Below are 23,367 nucleotides of genomic sequence, written 5' to 3'. Positions count from 1 at the left end.
ATGCCGGGACGGATGACACCGTTGCGGTGCGAAGAGGAGGAAAGTCATGTCGGATGTGCTGATCGACCGACCGGAACTCGAAGGCCTGGGGGTGTACGAGTTCGGCTGGCACGACACGGATGCCGCGGGCGCTGTCGCGCAACGCGGCATCAACGAGGACGTGGTCCGCGGGATCTCGGCCCTCAAGAACGAGCCGGAGTGGATGCTGAAGACGCGTCTGAAGGGCTATCAGCTGTTCGGCCGCAAGCCGATGCCCACGTGGGGTGCCGACCTCAGCGACATCGACTTCGACAACATCAAGTACTTCGTGCGCTCGACCGAGAAGCAGGCGCAGTCGTGGGAGGACCTCCCCGAGGAGATCCGCGAGACGTACGAGAAGCTCGGCATCCCCGAGGCCGAGCGGCAGCGTCTCGTCGCCGGCGTCGCCGCCCAGTACGAGTCCGAGGTCGTCTACCACCAGATCCGCGAGGACCTCGAGGCGCAGGGCGTCATCTTCATGGACACCGACACGGCCCTGCGGGAGCACCCGGAGTTCTTCGAGGAGTACTTCGGCACCGTCATCCCCGCAGGCGACAACAAGTTCGCTGCCCTGAACACCGCCGTGTGGTCGGGCGGCTCGTTCGTCTACGTCCCCAAGGGCGTCCACGTCGAGATCCCGCTGCAGGCCTACTTCCGGATCAACACCGAGAACATGGGGCAGTTCGAGCGGACGCTGATCATCGCCGATGAGGACAGCTACGTCCACTACATCGAGGGATGCACCGCGCCGATCTACAAGAGCGACTCGCTGCATTCGGCGGTCGTGGAGATCATCGTGAAGAAGAACGCCCGCGTTCGCTACACGACGATCCAGAACTGGTCGAACAACGTGTACAACCTCGTCACCAAGCGCGCCGTCGCCCACGAAGGCGCGACGATGGAGTGGGTCGACGGCAACATCGGCTCCAAGGTGACGATGAAGTACCCGTCGATCTACCTCATGGGCGAGCACGCGAAGGGCGAGACCCTGTCGGTCGCCTTCGCCGGTCCCGGTCAGCATCAGGACGCCGGCGCCAAGATGATCCACATGGCGCCCTACACCCAGTCGTCGATCGTCTCGAAGTCGATCGCGCGCGGCGGCGGCCGAGCCGGCTACCGCGGAGAGGTCCGGGTCGACGCGAACGCGCATCACTCGGCCAACACCGTGCGCTGCGACGCCCTGCTCGTCGACACCATCTCGCGGTCCGACACGTACCCCGCGATCGACATCCGCGTCGACGACGTCCAGCTCGGGCACGAGGCCACCGTGTCGAAGGTGTCCGAGGAGCAGCTGTTCTACCTCATGAGCCGCGGTATGCCCGAGGACGAGGCGATGGCCATGATCGTGCGCGGCTTCATCGAGCCGATCGCGCGCGAGCTCCCGATGGAATACGCCCTCGAACTCAACAAGCTCATCGAGATGGGCATGGAAGGCAGCGTCGGCTGATATGACCAGCGTCACCCAGGCCCCCGCCACCGGCGAGAAGGGCCACATCGACCCTGCAGCGGCATTCGTGCCCGTCCAGACGCGTTCCGAGCGGCCGTCGTCGTACGACCCGGCCGATTTCGGCGCCCCGACGGGCCGCGAGGTCAACTGGAAGCACACCCCCATCGACCGGTTGGCCCCGCTGCTGGTCGACGAGGCCGGCCCGACCGGCGTCGTCTCGGTCGAGGTGACCGCGCCGGCCGAGGTCGAGCAGGCCCGGCTTCGCGTCGGCGATGCGCCCCGCGGCGAGGTCTTCCGTCCCGAGGACCTGCCGAGCGCCATCGCGTGGTCGCAAGAGGCCGAGGCGCCGCTGCTGCGGATCCCCGCAGGCGTCGAGCTGAATGAGCCGGTCGTGGTCAGCCTCCGCGGCAACGGCGGCCTGGCCCACGCGCACGTCGTGATCGAAGCCATGCCGAACGCGCGGGGCACCGTCATCCTTCGCCACGAGGGGACCGCCGCCCACGCGCAGAACGTCGAGATCATCGCTCGCGACGGCTCGGCCCTCACGGTCGTGTCGCTGCAGCGCTGGGACGACGACGCTGTCCACGCCGCGGCGCACCAGGCCCGCGTCGACCGCGACGCCTCGCTCACCCACGTCGTGGTGAGCCTCGGTGGCGCGGTGGTCCGCGTGAACCCGTCGCTCGAACTCGCCGGCTCCGGGGCCGAGGGGCGGATGTACGGTCTGTCGTTCGCCGACTCCGGCCAGCACCTCGAGAGCCAGGTGTACCTCCACCACAAGGGCCCCCAGACCGTCGGCGACGTCCTGTACAAGGGTGCGCTGCAGGGCGAGAGTGCTCACAGCGTCTGGATCGGCGACGTGCTGATCGGCCCCGACGCCGTGGGCACCGACTCCTACGAGGCGAACCGCAACCTCGTCCTCACCGATGGCGCGCGTGCCGACTCGATCCCGAACCTCGAGATCGAGACCGGCGACATCCAGGGCGCGGGTCACGCGAGCGCGACCGGCCGGTTCGACGACCAGCAGCTGTTCTACCTGCAGGCGCGCGGCATCCCCGAGGCCGAGGCGCGCCGCCTGGTCGTGCTCGGATTCCTCGCCGAGATCGTCCAGAAGATGGGTGTGGACGAGCTTGCGGACGAGCTGCTGCAGGCCATCGAGGCCGAGCTCGCAGCCGGAGCCGGCGCGTGACCGCGCAGAAGGTCCTGAAGCTCAGCGAGCTGGAGCAGGACACGGCGGTGCGCGTCGTCATCGACAAGGTCCCCATGGCCGTCGTCCTCGACGCCAACGGCGAGGTGCACGCGATCGGCGACACCTGCACCCACGGCGACATCTCGCTCGCCGAGGGCTTCGTGGAGGGCGACACGCTGGAGTGCTGGGCGCACGGCTCGGCATTCTCGCTGCGCACCGGCCAGCCCCTGAATCTTCCGGCCTACGAGCCGGTCCCCGTTTACGAGGTCACGATCGACGGGGATGACATCCTCATCGACCCCGCCGTGACCCGCGATGTGAAGTGAAGTAAGGAACCCGACATGTCTGTTCTCGAGATCCGCGACCTGCACGTGACGGTCGAGACCGAGGCGGGGGCCACCCCGATCCTCAACGGTGTCACCCTCACGGTGCGCACGGGCGAGACCCACGCGATCATGGGGCCCAACGGCTCCGGAAAGTCGACGCTCGCCTACGCGATCGCCGGACACCCCAAGTACACCGTGACCGGCGGCTCGATCTCGCTCGACGGCGAGGACGTCCTCGAGATGTCCGTCGACGAGCGCGCCCGCGCGGGCCTCTTCCTCGCGATGCAGTACCCGGTCGAGGTGCCCGGCATCACGGTCACCAACTTCCTCCGCACGGCCAAGACGGCCGTCGCGGGCGAGGCTCCGGCGATCCGCTCGTGGACCAAGGATGTCAAGCAGGCGATGGCCAACCTGCGCATGGACCCGAAGTTCGCGCAGCGCAACGTCAACGAAGGGTTCTCGGGCGGCGAGAAGAAGCGCCACGAGATCCTCCAGCTCGAGCTGCTCAAGCCGAAGATCGCGGTGCTCGATGAGACCGACTCCGGCCTCGACGTCGACGCGCTCAAGATCGTCTCGGAAGGTGTGAACCGCGCGAAGGCCGACACCGACCTGGGCGTGCTGCTGATCACGCACTACACCCGCATCCTGCGCTACATCCAGCCGCAGTTCGTCCACGTCATGGTCAAGGGACGGATCGTCGAGGAGGGCGGCCCCGAGCTCGCCGACCGACTCGAGGAAGAGGGCTACGACCGCTTCCTCGACGCCGACACCCCCGTCGACGCGTAAGATCGTTACATGACCGCAACACTCGCGCCCGAGAAGTACGACGAGGTCACCGAGGCTCTCAAGGACGTCATGGATCCCGAGCTGGGGATCAATGTCGTCGACCTGGGCCTCATCTACGACCTCGCGTGGGACGACGAGAACGACGCTCTCATCATCCACATGACGCTGACCTCGGCGGGCTGCCCGCTGACGGACGTGCTGGAGGAGCAGACGGCTCAGGCTCTTGACAACGTCGTGGACCGTTTCCGCATCAACTGGGTGTGGATGCCGCCGTGGGGCCCCGAGCGCATCACGGACGATGGCCGCGACATGATGCGCGCCCTCGGTTTCGCGATCTGACGACTTCCGCAGACAAGCCCCCGTGGCCGCCGGACGGCGGAGACGGGGGCTTCCGTCATGCGGCGACACCTGCCGGCGGCGCGCCCGGACCCGCGACTAGGCTCGCCGAATGAGCATCCAGCCCCTCGACGCCCTCCCGCTCGAGACGCTGCGGCGACGGTCGAGCACGAAATGGCGATCGTACCCGCACGACGTCATCCCGATGTTCGTCGCGGAGACCGATTTCGCGCTCGCGGAGCCCATCACGCAGGCTCTGCGCGACGCGGTGGAGATCGGTGACACCGGTTATACGCCTCCGCAGCCCGGTGTCGCGGAGGCGTTCGTCGGGTTCGCCCAGCGGCGATGGGGATGGACGGTGGACCCGAGCCGGGTCCGCTGGACCGGGGACGTCATGATGGGCGTCGTCGAGCTGCTGCGCGCCACGGTCTCGCCGGGCGATCGCGTCGTCGTCAACCCTCCGGTGTATCCGCCGTTCTTCGACACGGTGGCCGAGGCGGGCGCCATCGTCGAAGAGGTGCCCCTCGTCGACACCGGCACGGCCTGGGAGCTCGACCTCGACGGCATCGAACGAGCCCTCGCCGGGGGCGCGCGGGCCGTTCTGCTCTGCAATCCGCACAACCCCACGGGAACCGTGCACTCGCTGGAATCGCTCCGTGCGCTCGCGATCCTCGCGCACCGGTACGGCGCCGTCGTGATCAGCGACGAGATCCACGGTCCCCTTGCGGCAGCCGACGTCGTCTTCACCCCGTTCCTCACAGCATCGCCGGAAGCCGCCGCCGTCGGCTTCGCGGTTACGAGCGCGTCGAAGGCCTACAACCTCGCTGGACTGAAATGCGCCGTGCTCGTGACGGCATCCGAGACGAACGCTGACGTCGTTCGGGGACTGCCCTGGGAGGTGGAGTGGCGCACGGGGCTCTTCGGCGCGCTCGCAGCGATCGCCGCCTTCTCGCCGGAATCCGATGCCTGGCTCGACGGCCTGCTCGCGCGCCTGGATGTCAACCGGCGGCTGTTGGGCGAGCTGCTGACCGAGCACCTTCCGCTGGCCCGCTTTCGCATCCCCGACGCGGGATTCCTCGCGTGGATCGACGTGTCGGCGTACGGCTGGGGCGACGATCCAGCCGACCCGATCCGAGAAGGTTCCCGTGTCGCGCTCCACCACGGCCCGTTCTTCGGTACGGAGGGCACCGGGCACGTGCGCCTGAACTTCGGCTGCGGGCCCGAGGTACTGCGAGACGCCGTCAGCCGTGTCGGTGCGTTCGCGCGTCAGACGGTGCTCACCCGCGGCTGAATCGGTGGCGCCGCACGCGCGTCGTCAGTTCTCGGAGCGCCCGAGACGCCAGTAGCCCATGAAGGCGACGGCTCGGCGGTCGACCCCGACGGTGCCGACCAGGTGGCGTCGCAGCGTCTTGATCGCGGATGCCTCTCCCGCGAGCCAGGCGTACAGCGGCGCGCGTTTCAGGGCGGCGCCGCCCTTCGCCGTACGCGGCACCTCCCACAGGATGTCGGCGTCGATGTCGATCTCCTCCACCTCGGCGCCGATGCCCGCGGGGGCGAGGCGCGCAGCGGTGTCTTCCACCGCCGGGATCAGATGCGCGTGACGTTCGCCGTCATCACTGCGCGCGGCGATGTGACGCTCGAACCCGGGGTGGTGGGGGAGGTAGTCGATATCAGCCACCGTGGGGACCTCGAGCACCACGGTGCCGCGAGCGTCGAGCGGCAACTGCTCCAGGATCGTCGCGATCGCAGGCGCTGCTGTCTCGTCGCCGGCGAGCAGGATCGCGTCGGTATCGGCCGGCGGAACGAAATCGATCCCGTAGCTCACTCCGACGTGCGTGGTCGTCGGCGCCAGGATGAGCACTTCGTCGCCGACGCGTGCGTTCGCGATCCATGCCGACGCCGGCCCGAGGACGTCGTGGGCGACCATGTCGATGTCGACTTCTTGCACGGTGGGGCGGACGGCGCGCGTCGTGTACGTCCGCATCACGGGGCGGGCGTCGGGGGAGAGGGCGCGCCACCCCTCGTACCAGTCCGGGCCCGTGGGCATCGTGTCGATCGACGCGGTGTCTGTGGGGAAGAGGATCTTCACCCGCTGGTCGAAGCCCGGATCACCGTACTCGGCCAGGTCTTCGCCGCGGAAGGTGAACCGGCGGAAGCTGGGGGTCAGGTCGGTGATCGCCGCGACGGATACGCGGAAGAAGTCGAGTGCGGGACGAGTCATGGTTTTCCAATCAGCTCTGCAGGCACGTGATGACGGCCGATCGGCAGCACGAGCGGCCGCCCCGTGAGCGGGTCGGGGATGACGCGACTGTCGAGCCCGAAGACCGCGCGCACGGTCTCGGCCGTCAAGACCTCGGTGGGATCTCCGGCACCGTAGAGGCGTCCGCCGGCCATGGCGACGAGGTGGTCGGCGTACCGCGCCGCGAGGTTCAGGTCGTGCAGGACCATCACGATCGTCGTCCCGCGGCTGCGGTTGAGGTCGGTGAGAAGGTCCAGGACGTCGATCTGGTGGCTCACATCGAGGAACGTCGTGGGCTCGTCGAGCAGGAGCACATCGGTCTGCTGCGCCAGCGCCATCGCTATCCAGACGCGCTGACGCTGGCCGCCCGACAGCTCGTCGACGGAGCGATCGGCGATGGCGGCGGTGTCGGTGGCGTCGAGGGCCTGGGCCACTGCCTCGTCGTCCGTGCGCGTCCACCGCGCCAGGGGCCCGTGGTGCGGGGTTCGTCCGCGGCTCACGAGGTCGGAGACCGAGATGCCTTCCGGCGCGATCGGCGACTGCGGCAGCAGACCGAGATCGCGGGCCACCTGTTTCGTGGGCAGCCGGTGGATGTCTTTGCCGTCGAGCAGCACACTGCCGGTGCGGGGGGTGAGCAGGCGTGCCATCGACTTCAGCAGCGTCGACTTGCCGCACGCGTTGGCGCCGACGATCGCGGTGACGCGGCCCCCGGGTACGACGAGGTCGAGCTCGTCGACGATGATGCGGTCGCCGTAGCCGAGGCGCACGCCGCGTGCTTCGAGTGAGCGGTCCGCGGTCATAGTGAGCCTCCTGAGCGGCTGCTGCGGATAAGCAGGAAGATGAGATAGGGGGCGCCCAGCACCCCGGTGACGACTCCGACGGGCAGACGGATTCCGAGCAGGTACTGCGCCGTGAGATCGGCGACGAGGACGAGCAGCGACCCGAAGAGTCCGGCGGCCAAGACGGGGGAGCCGACGGGCCCGAGCATCCGTGCGGCGATCGGGCCGGAGAGGAATGCGACGAACGAGATCGGGCCGGCGGCGGCGGTCGCGAAGGCCAGGAGCGCAACCGCGGCGATGATCAGCAGGACGCGACGGCGTTCGACGGGAACGCCGAGTGCTGCCGCGGTGTCGTCGCCGAGTCGCATGAGTTCGAGATCGCGGGTCAGCCAGAGCAGGGCCGGGACGACCACGATCATCGTGAGGGCCAGGGGGATGGCCTGGTCCCAGGAGGCGCCGTTGAGGTTGCCCGTGATCCACCGCATCGCCGCCTGCAGGTCCCACTCCGCCGCGCGCGAGAGCACGTAGGACACGACGCTGTTGAAGATCGCCGCGACGCCGATTCCGATGAGGATGAAGCGAGCCCCGGCCCCGCCGTCCTTGAAAGCGAGCAGGTAGATCATCAGCGCCGTCACGAGGGCGGCGACGGTGGCGAGCAGGGAGATGCCGGTCTCGCTGAGCGAGAGGAAGACGATGCCGACGACGGCGGCCGCGCTCGCACCCGCGTTGACGCCGATGATGTCGGGGCTGGCGAGCGGATTGCGCAGCATCGTCTGGAACACCGCGCCGCCCATGCCGAAGCACAGGCCGGTGAGGAGGGCGACGGTGGCTCGGGGCAGTCGCAGCTCGCCGACGGTGAACGAAGCGCCGGGGACGGTCTGGCCGGTGATGACGCCCCACACCTCGGCGGGAGTGTAGAAGGTCTGACCGACCATGAGCGAGACCGCGTACATGACCACGACGGCCGTCAGCAGGGAGCCGAGGACGATGCGTCGGCGCCAGGCGCGGCGGGCGCGGCCGGAGACGACGATGTCGACCGTCGTGCGGGGAGCGGCGGCGGTCACAGCGCGCGCATCTTCTGTCGGCGGACGATCGCGATGAAGAAAGGAGCGCCGATGAGCGCGGTCACGATCCCGACCTCGACTTCCTGAGGCCGGGCGATCACACGGCCGACGACGTCGGCGACGATCAGAAGGCCCCCGCCGACGAGAGCTGAGACGGGCAGGAGCCACCGATGGTCCGGACCGACGAGCAGGCGACAGATGTGGGGCACGATCAGCCCGACGAAGCCGATGGGGCCGGCGACGGCGGTCGCCGCGCCGCACAGGATGACGGCGCCGAGCGCGGCGATCAGACGTACGGTGCGCACACGCTCGCCCAGGCCCGCGGCGAGCTCGTCGCCGAGCGCGAGGGAGTTGAGCGCGGCACTGGCCGCGAGACAGATCACCATGCCGACGGCGAGGAAGGGGAGCACGAGCAGGATCTTCTCGACGGTGGCACCGCCGACGCCGCCGATCTGCCAGAACCGGAAGACACTCATGACGTCGATGCGGGGGAGGAGGATGGCGCTGATCAGGGAGCTGAAGGCGACTGCTGTGGCGGCTCCGGCGAGGGCGAGCTTGAGGGGGCTCGCGCCGCCCCGGCCCAGCGAGCCGATCGTGTAGACGAAGACCGCCGCGATCGCCGCGCCGAGCATCGCGAGCCAGATGTAGCCGAACGCGCCGGTGACGCCGAAGAACGCGAGCCCGATGACGACCGCGAGCGACGCACCGCCGTTGATGCCGAGAATCTGCGGGTCGGCGAGGGGGTTGCGCGTGACTCCCTGCATCACGGCGCCCGATACGGCGAGGGCGGCTCCGACGACGAGAGCGAGCACGGTGCGTGGAACACGCTTGGTGACCGCGGCCGCGGAGGTGCTCTCGACGCTTCCGCTGAGCCCGGCGACGATGTCGTCGAAAGTGACCGCTCGCGTTCCGAAGGTCACCGAGACGATGCCGGCCGCGAGGACGAGCAGAGCGAGAACGATGAGCCAGACGACCCGCCGCCGCCGGGAGCGGCGCCGCGGGGGCGCGCTCACGGCGGCGGGGGCCGTCGTCACGGTCGTGACGCTCACGGCATCCGACGAGGATCGACTACGGTCACGAGGTCGCCTTCGCGGCCGCCGCGCCGATCATGTCGACGTACGTCGACGTCAGAGGGTCGGTGATCGAGAGGGGGCTGGGGTTGGCCGCCGCGGCGAGCGGGTCGTTCGCCGCGGGCAGCACGACCACGGCTCCCGAGGCGACGGCGGGGATCCGCGACAGCAGCGGATCGGCCTGCATGGCGGCCAGCGTGGAATCGTCGCCGTAGGTCACGAGCACCTGGAGGTCGGAGAACCGCTCGATCTCCTCCGTGCTGTTGGTGATCCAGAACTGGTCGGTGCCCTGGGACTGCTCCGTAACGGTCGCGGCCGGCGTGAGCCCCAGGTCTTCGAGGAAGAGGGGCCGCGGGTCAGCGGTCGAGTAGAAGCCGATCTGGCTGAGGTCGGTCGCGTCGAAGGAGCTGAAGAGCGTCGTCTTGCCGGCGATGTCGGGGTAGGCGCCCGTCAGCTCGTCCAGGTGCGCCGTGAGCTCGTCGACGAGCGCCTCCGCCTCGTCCTTGAGACCGAGCGCCGTACCGTTCATGACGGTGAGCTCCTGCCAGCTGGTGCCCCACGCGATGTCGGGGTACGCGACGACCGGCGCGATCTTGGTCAGGGTGTCGTAGTCGTCCTGCGTCAGACCCGAGTAGGCCGCGAGGATGACGTCGGGCTGCGTGTCCGCGACGGCTTCGAAGTCGATGCCCTCGGCCTCGTCGAAGAGCACGGGAGTCTCGCCGCCGAGCTCGTCGAGCTTGTCCTCCACCCAGGGGAGGATCCCGTCGCCGTCATCGTCGCCCCAGGTGACGGCGGGCATGCCGACCGGGACGACGCCCAGGGCGAGCGCGGCCTCCTGGTTTCCCCATGAGACGGTCGCAACGCGCGTCGGCTTGCTCTCGATCGTGGTCTGACCGAACGCGTGGTCGATTGTGACGGGGAAGGCGTCGGACGATGCGTCACCGGAGGCGGCGGGTGCCGAGTCGGGAGCGGCGGTCGAACCGCAGCCGGCGAGGAGCAGCGTGGCTGCGATCAGGGCTGCGGCGGCTGTGCGGATGCGGGGCACAGGGGCCTCCAAGAGGAGAGGTGAGTAAGGGCAGGCTTACTTTACGTCCGCCATGCCAATCCCGCCAATCCGCTGCAGTCGCCCTGAAGGTCAGGGGACCCGCGGAGCGGGAGCGCAGACACGGAGTAGGATGAGAGGCTGGCCGTTCGGCCGACCTCCCTGTTCCTGACGATTGGACGTTCGCTGTGCTCGCCGTGCACGACCTCGAAATCCGCGTGGGCGCGCGCACGCTGATGGCGGACGTGTCCTTCCGCGTCTCCGACGGCGACAAGATCGGACTCGTCGGGCGCAACGGCGCGGGCAAGACCACTCTCACCAAGGTGCTCGCCGGTGACCTCTTGCCGAGTGACGGCAAGGTCGAACGTTCGGGCGAGCTCGGCTACCTCCCGCAGGACCCCCGATCGGGTGACCCGGAGATGCTCGCACGCACGCGCATCCTCGACGCGCGCGGCCTCGGCACGATCGCGGTGGAGATGCAGAGCGCGTCGCTCGAGATGGGTTCCGAAGACGAAGCCGTGGCGGGAAAAGCCATGCGCCGGTACGGCAACCTCATGGAGCGTTTCGAGGCGCTCGGCGGCTATGCAGCCGAGGCCGAAGCGGCATCCATCGCCCACAACCTGTCGCTGCCGGATCGGATCCTCGACCAGCCGCTGAAGACCCTGTCCGGTGGGCAGCGGCGACGCATCGAACTCGCCCGCATCCTGTTCTCGGACGCGCAGACGATGATCCTCGACGAGCCCACGAACCACCTCGACGCAGACAGCGTGGTCTGGCTGCGCGAGTTCCTCAAGGGATACAAGGGCGGACTGATCGTCATCAGCCACGATGTCGAGCTGGTCGGCGAGACCGTCAACCGCGTCTTCTACCTCGACGCCATGCGCCAGGTCATCGACGTCTACAACATGAACTGGAAGAACTACCTGCGCCAGCGGGTGGCCGACGAGGAGCGCCGCAAGAAGGAGCGCGCGAACGCCGAGAAGAAGGCCACCGCGCTGCAGCAGCAGGCCGCCCGGTTCGGTGCGAAGGCGAGCAAGGCTGCCGCGGCGCACCAGATGGTGGCACGCGCTGAGAAGCTGCTCTCCGGTCTCGACGAGGTGCGCCAGGAGGACCGCGTCGCAAAGCTGCGCTTCCCCAAGCCCGCCCCGTGCGGTAAGACCCCGCTGATGGCGTCAGGGCTGTCCAAGTCCTACGGGTCGCTCGAGATCTTCACCGACGTCGATCTCGCGATCGATCGCGGCTCGAAGGTGGTCGTGCTGGGGCTCAACGGTGCCGGCAAGACGACGCTGCTGCGCATCCTCGCGGGCGTCGATCAGCCCGATACCGGAGTGCTGGAGCCGGGGCATGGGCTTCGTATCGGCTACTACGCGCAGGAGCACGAGAACCTCGATGTGGCGCGGTCCGTGCTGCAGAACATGATGTCCGCCGCGCCGGACATCACCGAGACCGAGGCGCGCAAGGTGCTCGGGTCGTTCCTGTTCACCGGAGACGACGTGCTCAAGCCGGCGGGTGTGCTCTCCGGCGGAGAGAAGACACGGCTCTCGCTCGCGACCCTCGTCGTCTCGTCGGCCAACATGCTGTTGCTCGACGAGCCGACGAACAACCTCGACCCCGCCTCACGCGACGAGATCCTCGGTGCGCTCGCGCACTACGAGGGCGCTGTCGTGCTGGTGTCGCACGACGAGGGCGCGGTGGAGGCCCTCAACCCCGAGCGAGTGCTGATCCTGCCCGACGGCGTCGAGGACATCTGGGGACGCGACTACCTCGAGCTCATCACCCTGGCCTAACGGCCCGGAGCGCGATCAGCTGCGCGACGAGTCGAGGATCGCGTCCTCGTCCTCCATGTCGCGGTCGCGCTTGGTGTCGCGACGGCGACGCAGGCTGGGCGGGACGACCGATGACTTGTGCGGACCGGATGCCGTGACGGCAGGCGCGGGTGATTCCTCGGAGACCGGGGCGGCCAGCGCGGCGGCGGCTGCGGCATCCTCTTCGTCTTCACGCCGGTGACGGCGCTCGGTGCGGATCATGTACCAGATGAAGACGAAGCCCATGATCGCGAACAGGATCCACTGAATCGCATACGACAGGTGCGGTCCCGGATCCTCGGACGGGCTCGGCATGGCTCCGAGGCTGTCGGCGGGGGCGGGGTCCTCGGAGACGAGGAGCCCGTACGCCGACGTCACGACATCGCCGGCGAGGCCCGCTTCGTCGGCGACGAGGTCGACGTTGATCGTCGGGACCTGGCCGTCGGGTGCCGAGCGCCCCGACGTGGGCGCGGCTTCGGCGGGCTTCAGCCGGGCCACCACCGTCACCGTGCCCGCGGGCGGTGCGGCTATCGCGTCCGGCACGGGGCTGTCCGACGCCGGCGGCACCCAGCCGCGATCGACGACGAAGATGCGACCGTCCGTCGTCTGGAACGGGACGAGGACCTCGAAGGCCGATGTGCCCCCGTGCGGGCGGTTGCGAACAAGCACCTGATCGTCGGCGCGGTACTGGCCGATCAGCTCCACGGGGTGCCACTCGTCCGCCGGGTCGAGCTCCGCGCCTGACGGCAGGATGTCGGACAGCGGCGCGGGGTCGGCGTCGTAGTTCCGCTCGACGAGCTCGAGCTGAGCGCCGCGCTCTTCGTTGCGCGTGAACTGCCAGTTCGACAGATAGGCGCAGGCGATCGCGAAAGCCACGGCGACGGCGACATAGCCCGTCCAGCGCACAGCGGTCTTGCCTCTCACGACCCACCTGCTTCGCTGCTGTCGACGACGAGAGGCTCCACGCTCACGGGGAAGTCGCGTGCGGCGACGAACTCTCTCAGGTATGCGACGTGGTCGTCGCAGGCCACCCAGATCTTCCGCCGGTCGGCGGTATGGATGCGAGGATTGCGCCAGATGACCCGCCACCGTGCCGACGCGCGGCATCCGGCGCGGGAGCACTCGATGTCGTTCACTCCGGCCGCGACTCCCGGATCTCGATCACGGTCGGCTTCGCGGGTTCCTGCGGCTTGCTCGGCGACTCTTCCGGGCGCTCGGGCAGGGCCGCGAGGGGTGAGACGGCCGCGGGTTCGCGCACGTCGTCGCCGACGTTCGCGATGACCACCGCGAAGTAGGGGAGGAAGATCGCACCGACCGCGAGGGCGGCCGTGTGCCAGCCGTAGGGGGCGATGACGACCATGAGGACGAAGCACACCACGCGCACCGCCATCATGATGAAGTACTTCGTCATGCGACGGTTCGAGTCGTCGTGCGGGGCTCGCGGGAGCGAGGTCGCCGACGGTGTGGCGGTCTGATGCTTCACGGTGCATCAAGGATACGCCCGCGGTGAGTGGTGCGGCCGGGCTCAGAAGCTCGACGAGTAACTGGTGTAGCTGTCCTGCTCGATGGCCCAGCCGATGAACGACGCGACGATGATGATGCCGACGATCGCGAGAGCGAGGCCCGCATAGCCGACGATGAGGCCGGCCAACGCCATTCCTCGCCCGTTCTCGTTGGTCCGCTTGATCTGCGACAGCGAGATGTGGCCCATGATCACACCGGCGACGGACCCGATGACCGGGAGCAACCAGATGAAGCCCACGATCGAGGCGATCATCGACACGATCGCGAGCGTGTTCGTCTTCTGCGGCTGGTAACCGCCGTGGCCGTACGCCGGGGGCGGATACCCCGCCGGCTGGTACGCCTGCTGCTGGGGCGGGGTGGCGTACGGCGGCGCCGGGGGCGGGACCGGCGCGCCGGAGGCGGGCTGTCCGGGCGCGGGGTACGGCTGCTGCGGCTGGGGCTGGTCGCTCACATCTGCTCCTCGTCGACGTCGGGCCGCCAGCTTATCGGTCGTCAGCCTCGCGCACGCGCCCGCTAGGCTTGCGGGGTTCCCGCCGCAGACACAGGAGAGTCGCATGTCCACGTCCCGAGTCGTTCTCGTCACCGGAGGAAACCGCGGCATCGGCCGCGCGATCGCGGAGCGCTTCATCGCCGACGGTCACCGTGTCGCTGTGACGGCACGGTCGGGCGAAGGCCCCGAGGGTGCGCTGACGGTTCGTGCCGACGTGACGGATGCGGCATCCATCGACGCAGCGTTCACCCAGGTGGAGAGTGAACTCGGTCCCGTGGAGGTCGTGGTCGCGAACGCCGGGATCACGAAGGACACGCTTCTGCTGCGTATGACGGAGGACGACTTCGACTCCGTCGTCGCGACGAACCTCGGTGGCGCCTTCCGTGTCGTCAAGCGCGCCTCGAAGGGCATGCTGCGGGCGAAGTGGGGCCGCGTCATCCTCATCTCGAGCGTCGTCGGGCTGTTCGGTTCGGCGGGGCAGATCAACTACTCCTCGTCGAAGGCCGCGCTCGTCGGCTTCGCCCGTTCGCTCACCCGAGAGCTCGGCGCGCGCGGCATCACCGCGAACGTCGTCGCGCCGGGGTTCATCGAGACCGACATGACGGCGGCTCTTCCCGAGGAAACACAGGCCGAGTACAAGCGCAGCATTCCGGCGGGTCGTTACGGCTCGTCTGCCGAGGTGGCCGGGGCTGTGGCCTGGCTCGCCTCGGATGACGCGGCGTACATCTCCGGCGCTGTCATCCCGGTCGACGGCGGCCTCGGAATGGGGCACTGACGCGCCGTCGAGCGTCACATGAGCGCGGCGACGATCTCGCGCCCGAGGCGGTCGGGCTGCGAGAACTGCGGCCAGTGACCTGAACCGAGCTCGACGACCGTGACGTCGTCGAGAGCGTCGAACTCCGCGAGGAAGGGCAGCCACGCCGTCAGCGTCTCGCGGACTCCTGGTTCGTCGGCCGAGCCCGACAGGACAGTCACCGGGATGCCGTGTCGGCGGGCGTCGCGCAGCTCGACGGCGTCGGTCGGCACTGCGGCCGGAACCCGGTGTGTGCGAGCCGCCCACCGGGCACGCGTGCCGTCGTCGAGGTCGGTGACATCCGGCTCGTCGAAGAACTCCCAACCGGGGAACGGCACGACGCCGTCGACGACCGGGAACGCCGAGATCTCGGCACCGGGCGCGGGCGGAAGAGTGTCGACGAAGACGACCCGCGCGATGCGATCGGGGCGCCGGTCAGCGGCCGCCCACGCGACGTTCCCGCCACCGCTGTGCCCCACGAGAGCGACCGACCGTAGCGCTCGGCCCGGACACGCGACAGCCTCGTCTCAGGGGAGGAGCGGAATGACCTCTCGCAGGTCGACCGGGCCAACCACGACGTCCGCCTGGCGGCGCACCGCGGGCTTGGCGTTGAACGCGACGCCGAGGCCGGCAGCGGCCATCATCCGCAGGTCGTTCGCCCCGTCGCCGATGGCGATCGTCCGGGTGAGAGGGACCTCGTGACCATCCGCCCATTCGCGCAGGGACGCTGCCTTGGCCTCCGCGTCGACGATGGCGCCCGCGACCGTGCCGTCCAGCGTTGCGCCGTCGGTGCCGAGCCGATTGGCGCGCCACAGGTCGACCCCCAGCCCGGGAGCGATGTGATCGAGCACCTCGTGGAAGCCCCCGGAGACGACAGCGGCAGCGCCGCCGCGCTCGTGGATGGCGGCGATGAGCTCAGCCGCGCCCCGCGTCGGCTCGACGCGCGACCGCACCCGGTCGAAGGCCGTGAGCGGCACCCCCGCGAGCTGTGCGACGCGTGAGCGCAGGCTCGACGCGAAGTCGACCTCCCCGCGCATCGCCGCCTCCGTCGCGGCGGCGACCTCCGCGCCGCGTCCTGCTTCGTCGGCGATGAGCTCGATGACCTCGTTGCGCAGGAGGGTCGAGTCGGCATCGAAGACGACGAGGAAACGCGCGTGGGGCATGACCACCACGCTAGCGGGAACGCGTGTCAGCGCTCGACGCGCGCGTTCTTGCCGACGACGGTGATGCCGGTGTCGGTCACCGTGAAACCGCGGGCGAGGTCGCGCTCACGGTCGACGCCCACCGTGGCACCGTCTTCGAGCACGACGTTCTTGTCGAGGATCGCCCGGTGCACACGCGCCCCCGCGCCGACGCTGACGTAGTCGAACAGCACCGAGTCGGTGATGGTCGCGCCGCCCCCGGAGAGTGTCCACGGGCCGACGACGCTGCGCTCGAGATGGGTCCCCGACAGCACGGAGCCGAGCGAGACGATCGAGTCGATCGCATTGCCCATGCGTCCCACGCTGTCGCGGACGAACTTCGCCGGCGGCGAGTTGACGGCTTGGGAGTGGATCTGCCAGTCGGTGTTGTACAGGTTGAAGATCGGCAGCGTCGAGATGAGGTCCATGTGGGCGTCGAAGAACGACTCGATGGTGCCGACGTCGCGCCAGTAGTTGCGATCCCGCGGGGTCGAGCCGGGCACGTCGTTCCGCTTGAAGTCGTAGACGGCCGCCTCGCCTCGGTTCACGAAGTAGGGGATGATGTCGCCGCCCATGTCGTGGTTCGACGTCGGCAGCTCGCCGTCGGCCTCGACCGCCTCGATGAGGGCGTCGGTGTCGAAGATGTAGTTGCCCATCGAGGCCAGCACCTCGTGCGGCGAGTCGGGCAGCCCGGCGGGGCTCTGCGGCTTCTCGAGGAACTCCCGGATGCGGGTCTCGTCAGCGGGGTCGACGTCGATGACCCCGAACTGGTTGGCGAGCCCGATGGGCTGGCGGATGCCGGCGACTGTCGCGCGGGCGCCGGAGGCGATGTGCGCGTCGAGCATCTGACGGAAGTCCATGCGGTACACGTGGTCGGCGCCGATCACGACGACGATGTCGGGCTTCTCATCGTTGATGAGGTTCAGGGACTGGAGGATCGCGTCGGCCGAGCCGGAGAACCACCGCTTTCCGAGACGCTGCTGTGCGGGAACGGAAGCCACATAGGAGTCCAGCAGGGCCGACATGCGCCACGTCTGCGACACGTGGCGGTCGAGGCTGTGCGACTTGTACTGGGTCAGCACGACGACCTGGCGCAGGCCCGAGTTGATCAGGTTCGAGATCGCGAAATCGATCAGGCGGTACTGGCCGCCGAACGGGACGGCGGGCTTGGCGCGGTCTGCCGTCAACGGCATCAGGCGCTTTCCCTCGCCGCCGGCGAGAACGATTCCGAAGACCTTGGGCGCTGCTGGCATGGCACCACACTAGGCCCGCCGAACGCTCCTGTACTAGCGTTCGAGACATGCGTGTAGACATCGTCTCGAAGGAGTATCCTCCCGCGATCTATGGGGGAGCGGGGGTGCACGTCACCGAGCTCGTCCGCGCCCTGCGCGCGTCGATGGAGGTGCAGGTGCGCGCCTTCGGGGCCGACCGGGAGGAGCCCGACACCACGTCCTATGCCACCCCGGTCGGACTCCTCGACGCGAACGGCGCGCTGCAGACGCTCGGCACCGACCTCGAGATCGTGGGGGATGTCGCCGGCGCGGACGTCGTGCACAGCCACACCTGGTACGCCAACTTCGCGGGTCACCTCGCCTCGCTCCTGCACGGCATCCCGCACGTCGTCACAGCGCACTCGCTCGAGCCGCTGCGTCCCTGGAAGGCCGAGCAGCTCGGCGGCGGCTACGCCGTGTCGAGCTACATCGAGAAGACGGCATACGAGAACGCGGCCGCGATCATCGCCGTGAGCGACGGCATGCGCCGCGACATCCTGCGCAGCTATCCGGATCTCGATCCCGAGAAGGTCTCGGTGATCTACAACGGCATCGACGTCGAGTCGTGGCGCCCCGTCCACGATCCCGCGGTCCTCGAGCGCCACGGCATCGATCCCGCACGCCCCTCGGTGGTCTTCGTCGGCCGCATCACGCGGCAGAAGGGGCTGCCCTACTTCCTGCGCGCGGCTCGTCTCCTGCCCGCCGACGTCCAGGTCGTCCTCTGCGCGGGCGCGCCCGACACGGCCGAGATCATGGCCGAGGTGCAGGGGCTCGTGCGCGAGCTGCAGGCCGAGCGCTCGGGTGTCGTCTGGATCGAGGAGTTCCTTCAGCGCGACGAGCTCTGTGCGATCCTCACCGCCGCGACGACGTTCGTCTGCCCGTCGGTCTACGAGCCGCTCGGCATCGTCAACCTCGAGGCGATGGCGTGCGGCGCCGCCGTCGTCGGTACTGCGACCGGCGGCATCCCGGAGGTCGTCGTCGACGGCGTGACCGGGCGCCTCGTTCCCATCGAGCAGTCGGACGACGGCACCGGGACGCCGCTCGATCCCGACAGGTTCGTCGCCGATCTGGCGGCCACCTTGACCGAGGTCGTCTCGGATCCCGAGACGGCGCGAAGCTACGGCGCCGCGGGCCGCGAGCGTGCCGCCGACTCGTTCAGCTGGGCCGCGATCGCGGACGAGACCGCCGCGTTGTACGCGAGAGTGGCGGGGCTCGGCCGCTAGGCTGAACCCATGCCGCAGGTCCTGGAGTTCTCCGACGTCGTCGTCCGCCGAAACGCCCGGAACATCATCGACCGGGTCGACTGGTCGGTTTCCGATGATCAGCGCTGGGTGGTGCTCGGCCCCAACGGCGCGGGCAAGACGACAGTGCTCCAGCTGGCGGCGAGCCTGCTCCACCCCACCTCGGGGACCGTCGAGATCCTGGGCGAGCGCCTGGGGCGCACCGACGTGTTCGAGCTCCGCCCGCGCATCGGGTTCGCCTCGTCGGCGATGGCCCGCCGCATCCCGGCTGAGGAGACCGTACTCGACGTGGTCCTCACCGCCGCCTACGCGGTGACCGGGCGCTGGCGCGAGGACTACGAGGACATCGATGAGCGGCGCGCCATGCGGGTGCTCGCAGAATGGAAGCTCGACGGTCTGGCCGAGCGCACCTTCGGCACCCTCTCGGACGGTGAGCAGAAGCGCGTCCAGATCGCCCGCGCCGTCATGACCGACCCCGAGCTCCTGCTTCTGGACGAGCCGACGGCGAGCCTCGACCTCGGCGCTCGCGAGGAGCTGCTCGCTCTCCTGGGCGGTTATGCCCAGGCCCCGACCACGCCCGCGATGATCATGGTGACTCACCACGTCGAGGAGATCCCGGTCGGGTTCACGCACGTGCTCCTCCTTCGCGAGGGTGGAGTGGTCGCTGCCGGTCCGCTGGCCGAGACGCTCACCGCGGAGAACCTCACCGAGACGTTCGGGCTCTCCATCACGCTCACCGAGGAGGGCGGTCGCTACGCGGCTCGGGCGGCATCCTGAACCTGGTAAGATCGCTCTTTGGTGCAGACGCATCGCAGATTTCCCTCGCCCTGGCAAAATCCAGGGCACCACGTAAGGAATCCCATGAAGACTGACATCCACCCCGAGTACCGCGCCGTCGTGTTCCGCGACCTGGGCTCCGGCGAGACCTTCCTGACCCGTTCGACGGTCTCGAGCGACAAGACGATCGAGCTGGACGGTGAGACCTACCCCGTCATCGACGTCGAGATCTCGTCCGCCTCGCACCCGTTCTACACGGGCAAGCAGCGCATCATGGACTCGGCCGGTCGCGTCGAGAAGTTCAACCAGCGCTTCAAGAACTTCGGCTCCAAGTAAGTCGTTCTTCGATCAAGGCCCCGCTTCGGCGGGGCCTTCGTCGTTCTCGGCGGTGTGCTGTGCCCGCTCACGCGATCACGGCTTGACGATCGGGATCGACGCCGTCTCGGCGGCGACCTTGCGGCGGTGCAGGGCGCGTTGCTCGGGCAGGGAGATGTCGAACACGACGGCGAGCAGACGGATGACGGTGGTCACAGCGATGCCGACGATGGCCGCCGCCACGATCGGGGCTCCGAGCGCCGATGCGCCGGCGAGCACCGCACACCCCACCGCTGCCGCGACGGCGTAGAGGGAGCCGACGTGCATGATGGCGACGGGAAGCCCGAGGATGACGTCGCGCAACATGCTGCCGCCGACCGCCGCGCACGAGCCGATGAAGATCGCCGGGACGATCGGAAGTCCCAGCACGAGGGCCTTGCTGGTTCCGAATGCGCCGAACAAGCCGATGACGACGGCGTCGAGGCCGATGATGACGGCGTTCAGCCGTCGGAAGACGTTCGACAGGAGCATTCCCACGAGGGCTGCCGAGGTAGCGGTGATGAGGTACCAGTTGCTCTGCAGCGTGACCGGCTGGACGCCGAGGAGCAGATCGCGGATGAGGCCGCCGCCCATCCCGATCAGGATCCCGATGATGACCACGCCGAGAGGGTCGAGCCGCTGCTTGCCCACGAACCCCGAGGCGAACAGAGCGCCCTGCACCCCGCCGAGGCCGACAGCGGTCAGATCCGCCCAGAGCGGGATCACGAACTGAGACTGCGTCACGGAACCATTGTCGTCGGTCGGCGCGATAATTGGAGGGTGCCCACCTACCGCGACGAGGTCGTGATCCTCCGCACCCACAAGCTGGGTGAAGCGGATCGCATCGTCACGATGCTCAGCCGTCGGCACGGCAAGCTCCGTGGCGTCGCCAAGGGAGTACGTCGCACGTCGTCGCGCTTCGGGGCGCGCCTCGAGCCGTTCATGGTCGCCGACGTGCAGATGTACAAGGGACGGTCGCTCGACATCGTGCAGCAGGCCGAGTCGCTCGGGTCGTACGGGGCCGACATCGCGACCGACTACGACCGGTACACCTCGGCGTCGGCGATGGTCGAAGCCGCCGACCGTCTGAACGAGGCCGAGACGACGCCGCAGCAGTACCTGCTGCTCGTGGGCGGCCTCCGCGCGCTCGCGCGTGGCGAGCACGACAGTCGCGCTGTGCTCGACTCCTACCTCCTTCGCGCCATGGCGCTCTCGGGGTGGGCGCCCTCGCTCGACGCCTGTGCCCGCTGCGGTCGTACCGGGCCGCACGACGGGTTCGTCGCGCCCCTCGGGGGCTCGGTCTGCGATGCCTGCGCTCCGGCGGGATCGGCCCGCATCGCACCGGAGACCGGCGCCCGGCTCCGCGCCCTCATCGCCGGCGAATGGGAAACGGTCGACGGCGGCAGCCCCGGCACCGCGAACGCGGCATCGGGGCTGATCGCCGCGTATGCCCAGTGGCATCTCGAGCGCGGCATCCGGTCACTCGGACACATCGGCGCGGCGCGCTGACCACGGTGATGGCGGGCAGCTCGAACGCCTAGGCTCGAACCGATGAGTCCCAAGCCGTACACGCACCGCGACGCGGTTCCCTATCGCCCCCTCGACTGGACCGGGGTGTACCCGCCGGCGTTCCCGCGAGGCGGCGTCCCGAACCACGTCGCGATCGTCATGGACGGCAACGGACGATGGGCCAACCGCCGCGGACTCACCCGCATCGAGGGGCACCGCGCGGGCGAAGAGGTGCTGCTCGACGTCGTCGCCGGCGCCGTCCAGGCCGGCGTCAAGCACCTGAGCGTCTACGCGTTCTCGACCGAGAACTGGTCGCGGTCGCCTGATGAGGTGCGCTTCCTCATGGGCTACAACCGTGACGTCCTCCACCGTCGTCGTGATCAGCTCAACGAGTGGGGCGTGCGTGTGCGGTGGGCCGGGCGCAAGCCGCGCCTGTGGGGCTCGGTCATCTCCGAGTTGCAGTACGCCGAGCAGCTCACCCGCGACAACGACGTCCTCACGCTCACGATGTGCGTCAACTACGGCGGCCGGCACGAGATCATCGATGCGATGCGGGCGATGGGGGAGCAGATCGCCGCGGGGCGGATGAAGCCCTCCGCCATCACGGAGAAGGCCCTGCGCCGGCACCTCTATGTGCCCGACATGCCCGACGTCGACCTGTTCATCCGTTCGAGTGGAGAGCAGCGGACCTCGAACTTCCTCCTGTGGGAGGCGGCCTACGCCGAGATGGTGTTCCTCGACACGCTCTGGCCCGACTTCTCTCGTGCGGACCTGTGGGGTGCGATTCAGCTGTATCTCTCGCGCGACCGCCGGTTCGGCGGCGCTGTCGACGCTCCCACCGCGTAATGCGCGAGCGGGAATAGCCCGCGCGCGCCAGGACGTTGCACCCGGTGTGACGGACGCAATCAAGATCGACGTGTGGAGCGACATCGCCTGCCCGTGGTGCTACATCGGCAAGCGCAACCTCGAGTCGGGCCTCGCGGCCACGGCGGATGACGAAGACGCTCCGCGCGTCGAGGTGACCTTCCACTCGTTCGAGCTCTCGCCCGACACTCCGGTCGATTTCGAGGGCGACGAGCTGGACTTCCTCTCGACGCACAAGGGGATGCCGCGCGAGCAGGTGCAGCAGATGCTCGACAACGTCACCGGCGTCGCGAAGGACGCGGGCCTCGACTACCACTTCGACATCCTCAAGCACACCAACACGGTCAAGGCGCACGAGCTGCTGCACGCCGCGAAGGCGGAGGGCCGTCAGCACGAGATGGCCGAGCGCCTGATGGCGGCGTACTTCACCGAGGGCCGCCACGTCGGACGGATCGACGATCTCGTCGAGCTCGCCGCCGAGGTCGGACTCGACCGCGACGTGATCCGCGCCGCGCTCGAGTCGGGCGAGCACCTGCCGGCCGTTCGCGCCGATCAGGATCAGGCGCGTTCGTACGGCATCAACGGCGTCCCGTTCTTCGTCATCGACGGCAAGTACGGCGTCTCCGGAGCGCAGCCTGCCGAGGCGTTCGCGCAGATCGCCCGTCAGGTGTGGGCCGAGCGGAACGGCGTCGAAACCGCGGGCTGAGCGCGGTCCGCGCACGCGCGCAGGGTCAGCGCGGGAGGTTCGCCTCGATGACCGCGACGATCTCCGGCGCGTCGGGCTTCGTCTGGGGGCGGAAGCGGTGCACCTCACCGCTCGGCGTGATGACGAACTTCTCGAAGTTCCACATCACCGGGCCTCGCGCACCTTCCTCGTTGCGGATCTTCTTCAGCGCCTTGTACAGGGGAGCGGCGTGCGAGCCGTTGACCCGGATCTTGTCCATGATGGGGAAGCTCACTCCCCAGGTCATCGCGCAGTAATCGAGGATCTCCTCCATCGAGCCCGGCTCCTGACCCATGAACTGGTTGCAGGGGAATCCGATGACCTGGAGTCCGCGCTCGCCGTAGGTGCGCTGAAGCTGCTCGAGCTGCTCGTACTGGGGCGTCAGGCCGCACTTCGAGGCGACGTTGACGACGAGCAGCACACCGTCGCCGAGCTCCTCCAGCGTGGTGGCGGTGCCGTCGGCTGCGGAGAAGGGAATCGAACGGATGTCGGTGGTCGCTTCGGTCACGTCCCCAGGCTACGCCCGGCCGCCTTCCGGCAT

General features: G+C 68.9%; 27 protein-coding genes and 1 pseudogene. 14 read left to right on the top strand and 14 right to left on the bottom strand.

Features of this window, described 5'->3' with window-relative positions; translation table 11 throughout:
- The first annotated feature begins 46 nt into the window (after positions 1-46).
- The 6 genes from sufB to O1W71_RS03795 all read left to right on the top strand — a co-directional run bounded on the left by sufB (position 47) and on the right by O1W71_RS03795 (position 5,390).
- Complete coding sequence (sufB, locus tag O1W71_RS03820) at positions 47-1,465, top strand: Fe-S cluster assembly protein SufB (protein WP_023951442.1); 1,419 nt, start codon at positions 47-49, stop codon at positions 1,463-1,465.
- 1 nt (position 1,466) lies between these two features.
- Positions 1,467-2,651: a Fe-S cluster assembly protein SufD gene (sufD, locus tag O1W71_RS03815; protein WP_269266567.1), complete on the top strand. Its 1,185-nt coding sequence runs from the start codon at positions 1,467-1,469 to the stop codon at positions 2,649-2,651.
- Complete coding sequence (locus O1W71_RS03810; protein WP_112614048.1) at positions 2,648-2,977, top strand: non-heme iron oxygenase ferredoxin subunit; 330 nt, start codon at positions 2,648-2,650, stop codon at positions 2,975-2,977. Before sufD ends, O1W71_RS03810 begins: the two co-directional genes overlap by 4 nt.
- A 15-nt stretch (positions 2,978-2,992) precedes the next feature.
- A complete protein-coding gene (sufC, locus tag O1W71_RS03805) occupies positions 2,993-3,763 on the top strand; it encodes a Fe-S cluster assembly ATPase SufC (protein WP_112614050.1) in 771 nt (256 codons plus the stop codon).
- A gap of 9 nt (positions 3,764-3,772) precedes the next feature.
- Positions 3,773-4,102 carry a metal-sulfur cluster assembly factor gene (locus tag O1W71_RS03800; RefSeq protein ID WP_023951434.1) on the top strand — a complete coding sequence of 110 codons (330 nt, stop codon included), beginning with the start codon at positions 3,773-3,775 and terminating at the stop codon, positions 4,100-4,102.
- Positions 4,103-4,211: 109 nt separating this feature from the next.
- Positions 4,212-5,390 carry a MalY/PatB family protein gene (locus tag O1W71_RS03795; protein ID WP_269266566.1) on the top strand — a complete coding sequence of 393 codons (1,179 nt, stop codon included), beginning with the start codon at positions 4,212-4,214 and terminating at the stop codon, positions 5,388-5,390.
- Between the two features lie 24 nt (positions 5,391-5,414).
- Here O1W71_RS03795 and O1W71_RS03790 read toward each other — a convergent pair whose 3' ends face one another.
- From O1W71_RS03790 to O1W71_RS03770, 5 genes are read right to left on the bottom strand one after another with little or no spacing between them, the layout of a single operon-like run.
- Entirely contained in the window at positions 5,415-6,320 is a 906-nt protein-coding gene (locus tag O1W71_RS03790) for a siderophore-interacting protein (protein WP_112614054.1), read from the bottom strand.
- Positions 6,317-7,138, bottom strand: coding sequence for an ABC transporter ATP-binding protein (locus O1W71_RS03785; protein ID WP_112614056.1), 822 nt, complete (start codon positions 7,136-7,138; stop codon positions 6,317-6,319). The genes O1W71_RS03790 and O1W71_RS03785 overlap by 4 nt, the downstream gene beginning before the upstream one ends.
- Positions 7,135-8,181, bottom strand: a complete 1,047-nt coding sequence (locus tag O1W71_RS03780; RefSeq protein ID WP_269266565.1) for a FecCD family ABC transporter permease — start codon at positions 8,179-8,181, stop codon at positions 7,135-7,137. Before O1W71_RS03780 ends, O1W71_RS03785 begins: the two co-directional genes overlap by 4 nt.
- The gene (locus O1W71_RS03775) at positions 8,178-9,230 is read right to left on the bottom strand and encodes a FecCD family ABC transporter permease (RefSeq protein ID WP_269266564.1); all 1,053 of its coding nucleotides are present in this window, start codon (positions 9,228-9,230) and stop codon (positions 8,178-8,180) included. Before O1W71_RS03775 ends, O1W71_RS03780 begins: the two co-directional genes overlap by 4 nt.
- 25 nt (positions 9,231-9,255) lie before the next feature.
- Positions 9,256-10,296, bottom strand: coding sequence for an iron-siderophore ABC transporter substrate-binding protein (locus O1W71_RS03770; RefSeq protein ID WP_114587872.1), 1,041 nt, complete (start codon positions 10,294-10,296; stop codon positions 9,256-9,258).
- Between the two features lie 185 nt (positions 10,297-10,481).
- On the opposite strand from O1W71_RS03770, the gene abc-f reads away from it, so the two are divergent.
- Positions 10,482-12,080, top strand: a complete 1,599-nt coding sequence (gene abc-f / locus O1W71_RS03765; protein ID WP_112614064.1) for a ribosomal protection-like ABC-F family protein — start codon at positions 10,482-10,484, stop codon at positions 12,078-12,080.
- 15 nt (positions 12,081-12,095) lie between these two features.
- On the opposite strand, the gene O1W71_RS03760 is transcribed toward abc-f, so the two are convergent.
- Genes O1W71_RS03760 through O1W71_RS03745 form a run of 4 tightly spaced genes read right to left on the bottom strand, consistent with a single transcriptional unit; the run spans position 12,096 to position 14,073 of the window.
- Complete coding sequence (locus tag O1W71_RS03760; RefSeq protein ID WP_269266563.1) at positions 12,096-13,022, bottom strand: SURF1 family cytochrome oxidase biogenesis protein; 927 nt, start codon at positions 13,020-13,022, stop codon at positions 12,096-12,098.
- The gene (locus O1W71_RS03755) at positions 13,019-13,234 is read right to left on the bottom strand and encodes a hypothetical protein (RefSeq protein ID WP_269266562.1); all 216 of its coding nucleotides are present in this window, start codon (positions 13,232-13,234) and stop codon (positions 13,019-13,021) included. Before O1W71_RS03755 ends, O1W71_RS03760 begins: the two co-directional genes overlap by 4 nt.
- Positions 13,231-13,581, bottom strand: coding sequence for a DUF3099 domain-containing protein (locus tag O1W71_RS03750; protein ID WP_114587870.1), 351 nt, complete (start codon positions 13,579-13,581; stop codon positions 13,231-13,233). Before O1W71_RS03750 ends, O1W71_RS03755 begins: the two co-directional genes overlap by 4 nt.
- A gap of 42 nt (positions 13,582-13,623) precedes the next feature.
- Positions 13,624-14,073, bottom strand: coding sequence for a DUF4190 domain-containing protein (locus O1W71_RS03745; protein WP_240309659.1), 450 nt, complete (start codon positions 14,071-14,073; stop codon positions 13,624-13,626).
- A gap of 103 nt (positions 14,074-14,176) precedes the next feature.
- On the opposite strand from O1W71_RS03745, the gene O1W71_RS03740 reads away from it, so the two are divergent.
- Positions 14,177-14,887, top strand: coding sequence for a beta-ketoacyl-ACP reductase (locus O1W71_RS03740; protein ID WP_064956815.1), 711 nt, complete (start codon positions 14,177-14,179; stop codon positions 14,885-14,887).
- A gap of 14 nt (positions 14,888-14,901) precedes the next feature.
- Here the strand turns inward: O1W71_RS03740 and O1W71_RS03735 are convergent.
- The 3 genes and pseudogenes from O1W71_RS03735 to glgC form a co-directional block, all read right to left on the bottom strand.
- Positions 14,902-15,390 (bottom strand): annotated as a pseudogene (locus O1W71_RS03735) (alpha/beta fold hydrolase); the annotation flags it as partial.
- Positions 15,391-15,432: 42 nt separating this feature from the next.
- Complete coding sequence (gene serB / locus O1W71_RS03730) at positions 15,433-16,068, bottom strand: phosphoserine phosphatase SerB (protein ID WP_269266561.1); 636 nt, start codon at positions 16,066-16,068, stop codon at positions 15,433-15,435.
- Between the two features lie 26 nt (positions 16,069-16,094).
- The gene (gene glgC / locus O1W71_RS03725) at positions 16,095-17,339 is read right to left on the bottom strand and encodes a glucose-1-phosphate adenylyltransferase (RefSeq protein ID WP_112614076.1); all 1,245 of its coding nucleotides are present in this window, start codon (positions 17,337-17,339) and stop codon (positions 16,095-16,097) included.
- Between the two features lie 47 nt (positions 17,340-17,386).
- On the opposite strand from glgC, the gene glgA reads away from it, so the two are divergent.
- The 3 genes from glgA (at position 17,387) to O1W71_RS03710 (ending at position 19,711) form a co-directional block, all read left to right on the top strand.
- Positions 17,387-18,580, top strand: coding sequence for a glycogen synthase (gene glgA, locus O1W71_RS03720; protein ID WP_112614078.1), 1,194 nt, complete (start codon positions 17,387-17,389; stop codon positions 18,578-18,580).
- 9 nt (positions 18,581-18,589) lie between these two features.
- Positions 18,590-19,375, top strand: a complete 786-nt coding sequence (locus tag O1W71_RS03715) for an ABC transporter ATP-binding protein (protein ID WP_112614080.1) — start codon at positions 18,590-18,592, stop codon at positions 19,373-19,375.
- Positions 19,376-19,459: 84 nt separating this feature from the next.
- Positions 19,460-19,711, top strand: coding sequence for a type B 50S ribosomal protein L31 (locus O1W71_RS03710; protein WP_018186539.1), 252 nt, complete (start codon positions 19,460-19,462; stop codon positions 19,709-19,711).
- Between the two features lie 75 nt (positions 19,712-19,786).
- Here the strand turns inward: O1W71_RS03710 and O1W71_RS03705 are convergent, their stop codons facing one another.
- Positions 19,787-20,473 carry a trimeric intracellular cation channel family protein gene (locus O1W71_RS03705; RefSeq protein ID WP_112614082.1) on the bottom strand — a complete coding sequence of 229 codons (687 nt, stop codon included), beginning with the start codon at positions 20,471-20,473 and terminating at the stop codon, positions 19,787-19,789.
- Positions 20,474-20,509: 36 nt separating this feature from the next.
- Here O1W71_RS03705 and recO point away from each other — a divergent pair, with 36 nt between their 5' ends.
- The 3 genes from recO to O1W71_RS03690 are packed head-to-tail and all read left to right on the top strand — an operon-like array spanning position 20,510 to position 22,808.
- Complete coding sequence (gene recO / locus O1W71_RS03700; protein WP_269266560.1) at positions 20,510-21,238, top strand: DNA repair protein RecO; 729 nt, start codon at positions 20,510-20,512, stop codon at positions 21,236-21,238.
- Between the two features lie 42 nt (positions 21,239-21,280).
- Entirely contained in the window at positions 21,281-22,084 is an 804-nt protein-coding gene (locus tag O1W71_RS03695) for an isoprenyl transferase (RefSeq protein ID WP_269266559.1), read from the top strand.
- Positions 22,085-22,130: 46 nt separating this feature from the next.
- On the top strand, positions 22,131-22,808 hold the full coding sequence (locus O1W71_RS03690; protein ID WP_112614088.1) for a DsbA family oxidoreductase: 678 nt from the start codon (positions 22,131-22,133) through the stop codon (positions 22,806-22,808).
- Positions 22,809-22,833: 25 nt separating this feature from the next.
- Here the strand turns inward: O1W71_RS03690 and O1W71_RS03685 are convergent, their stop codons facing one another.
- A complete protein-coding gene (locus tag O1W71_RS03685) occupies positions 22,834-23,334 on the bottom strand; it encodes a glutathione peroxidase (RefSeq protein WP_114587865.1) in 501 nt (166 codons plus the stop codon).
- Positions 23,335-23,367 lie beyond the last annotated feature (33 nt).

This window comes from Microbacterium sp. H37-C3, assembly GCF_027157935.1.
Taxonomy (GTDB): domain Bacteria; phylum Actinomycetota; class Actinomycetes; order Actinomycetales; family Microbacteriaceae; genus Microbacterium; species Microbacterium plantarum.
This window is presented reverse-complemented; position numbering and strand designations above follow the sequence as displayed.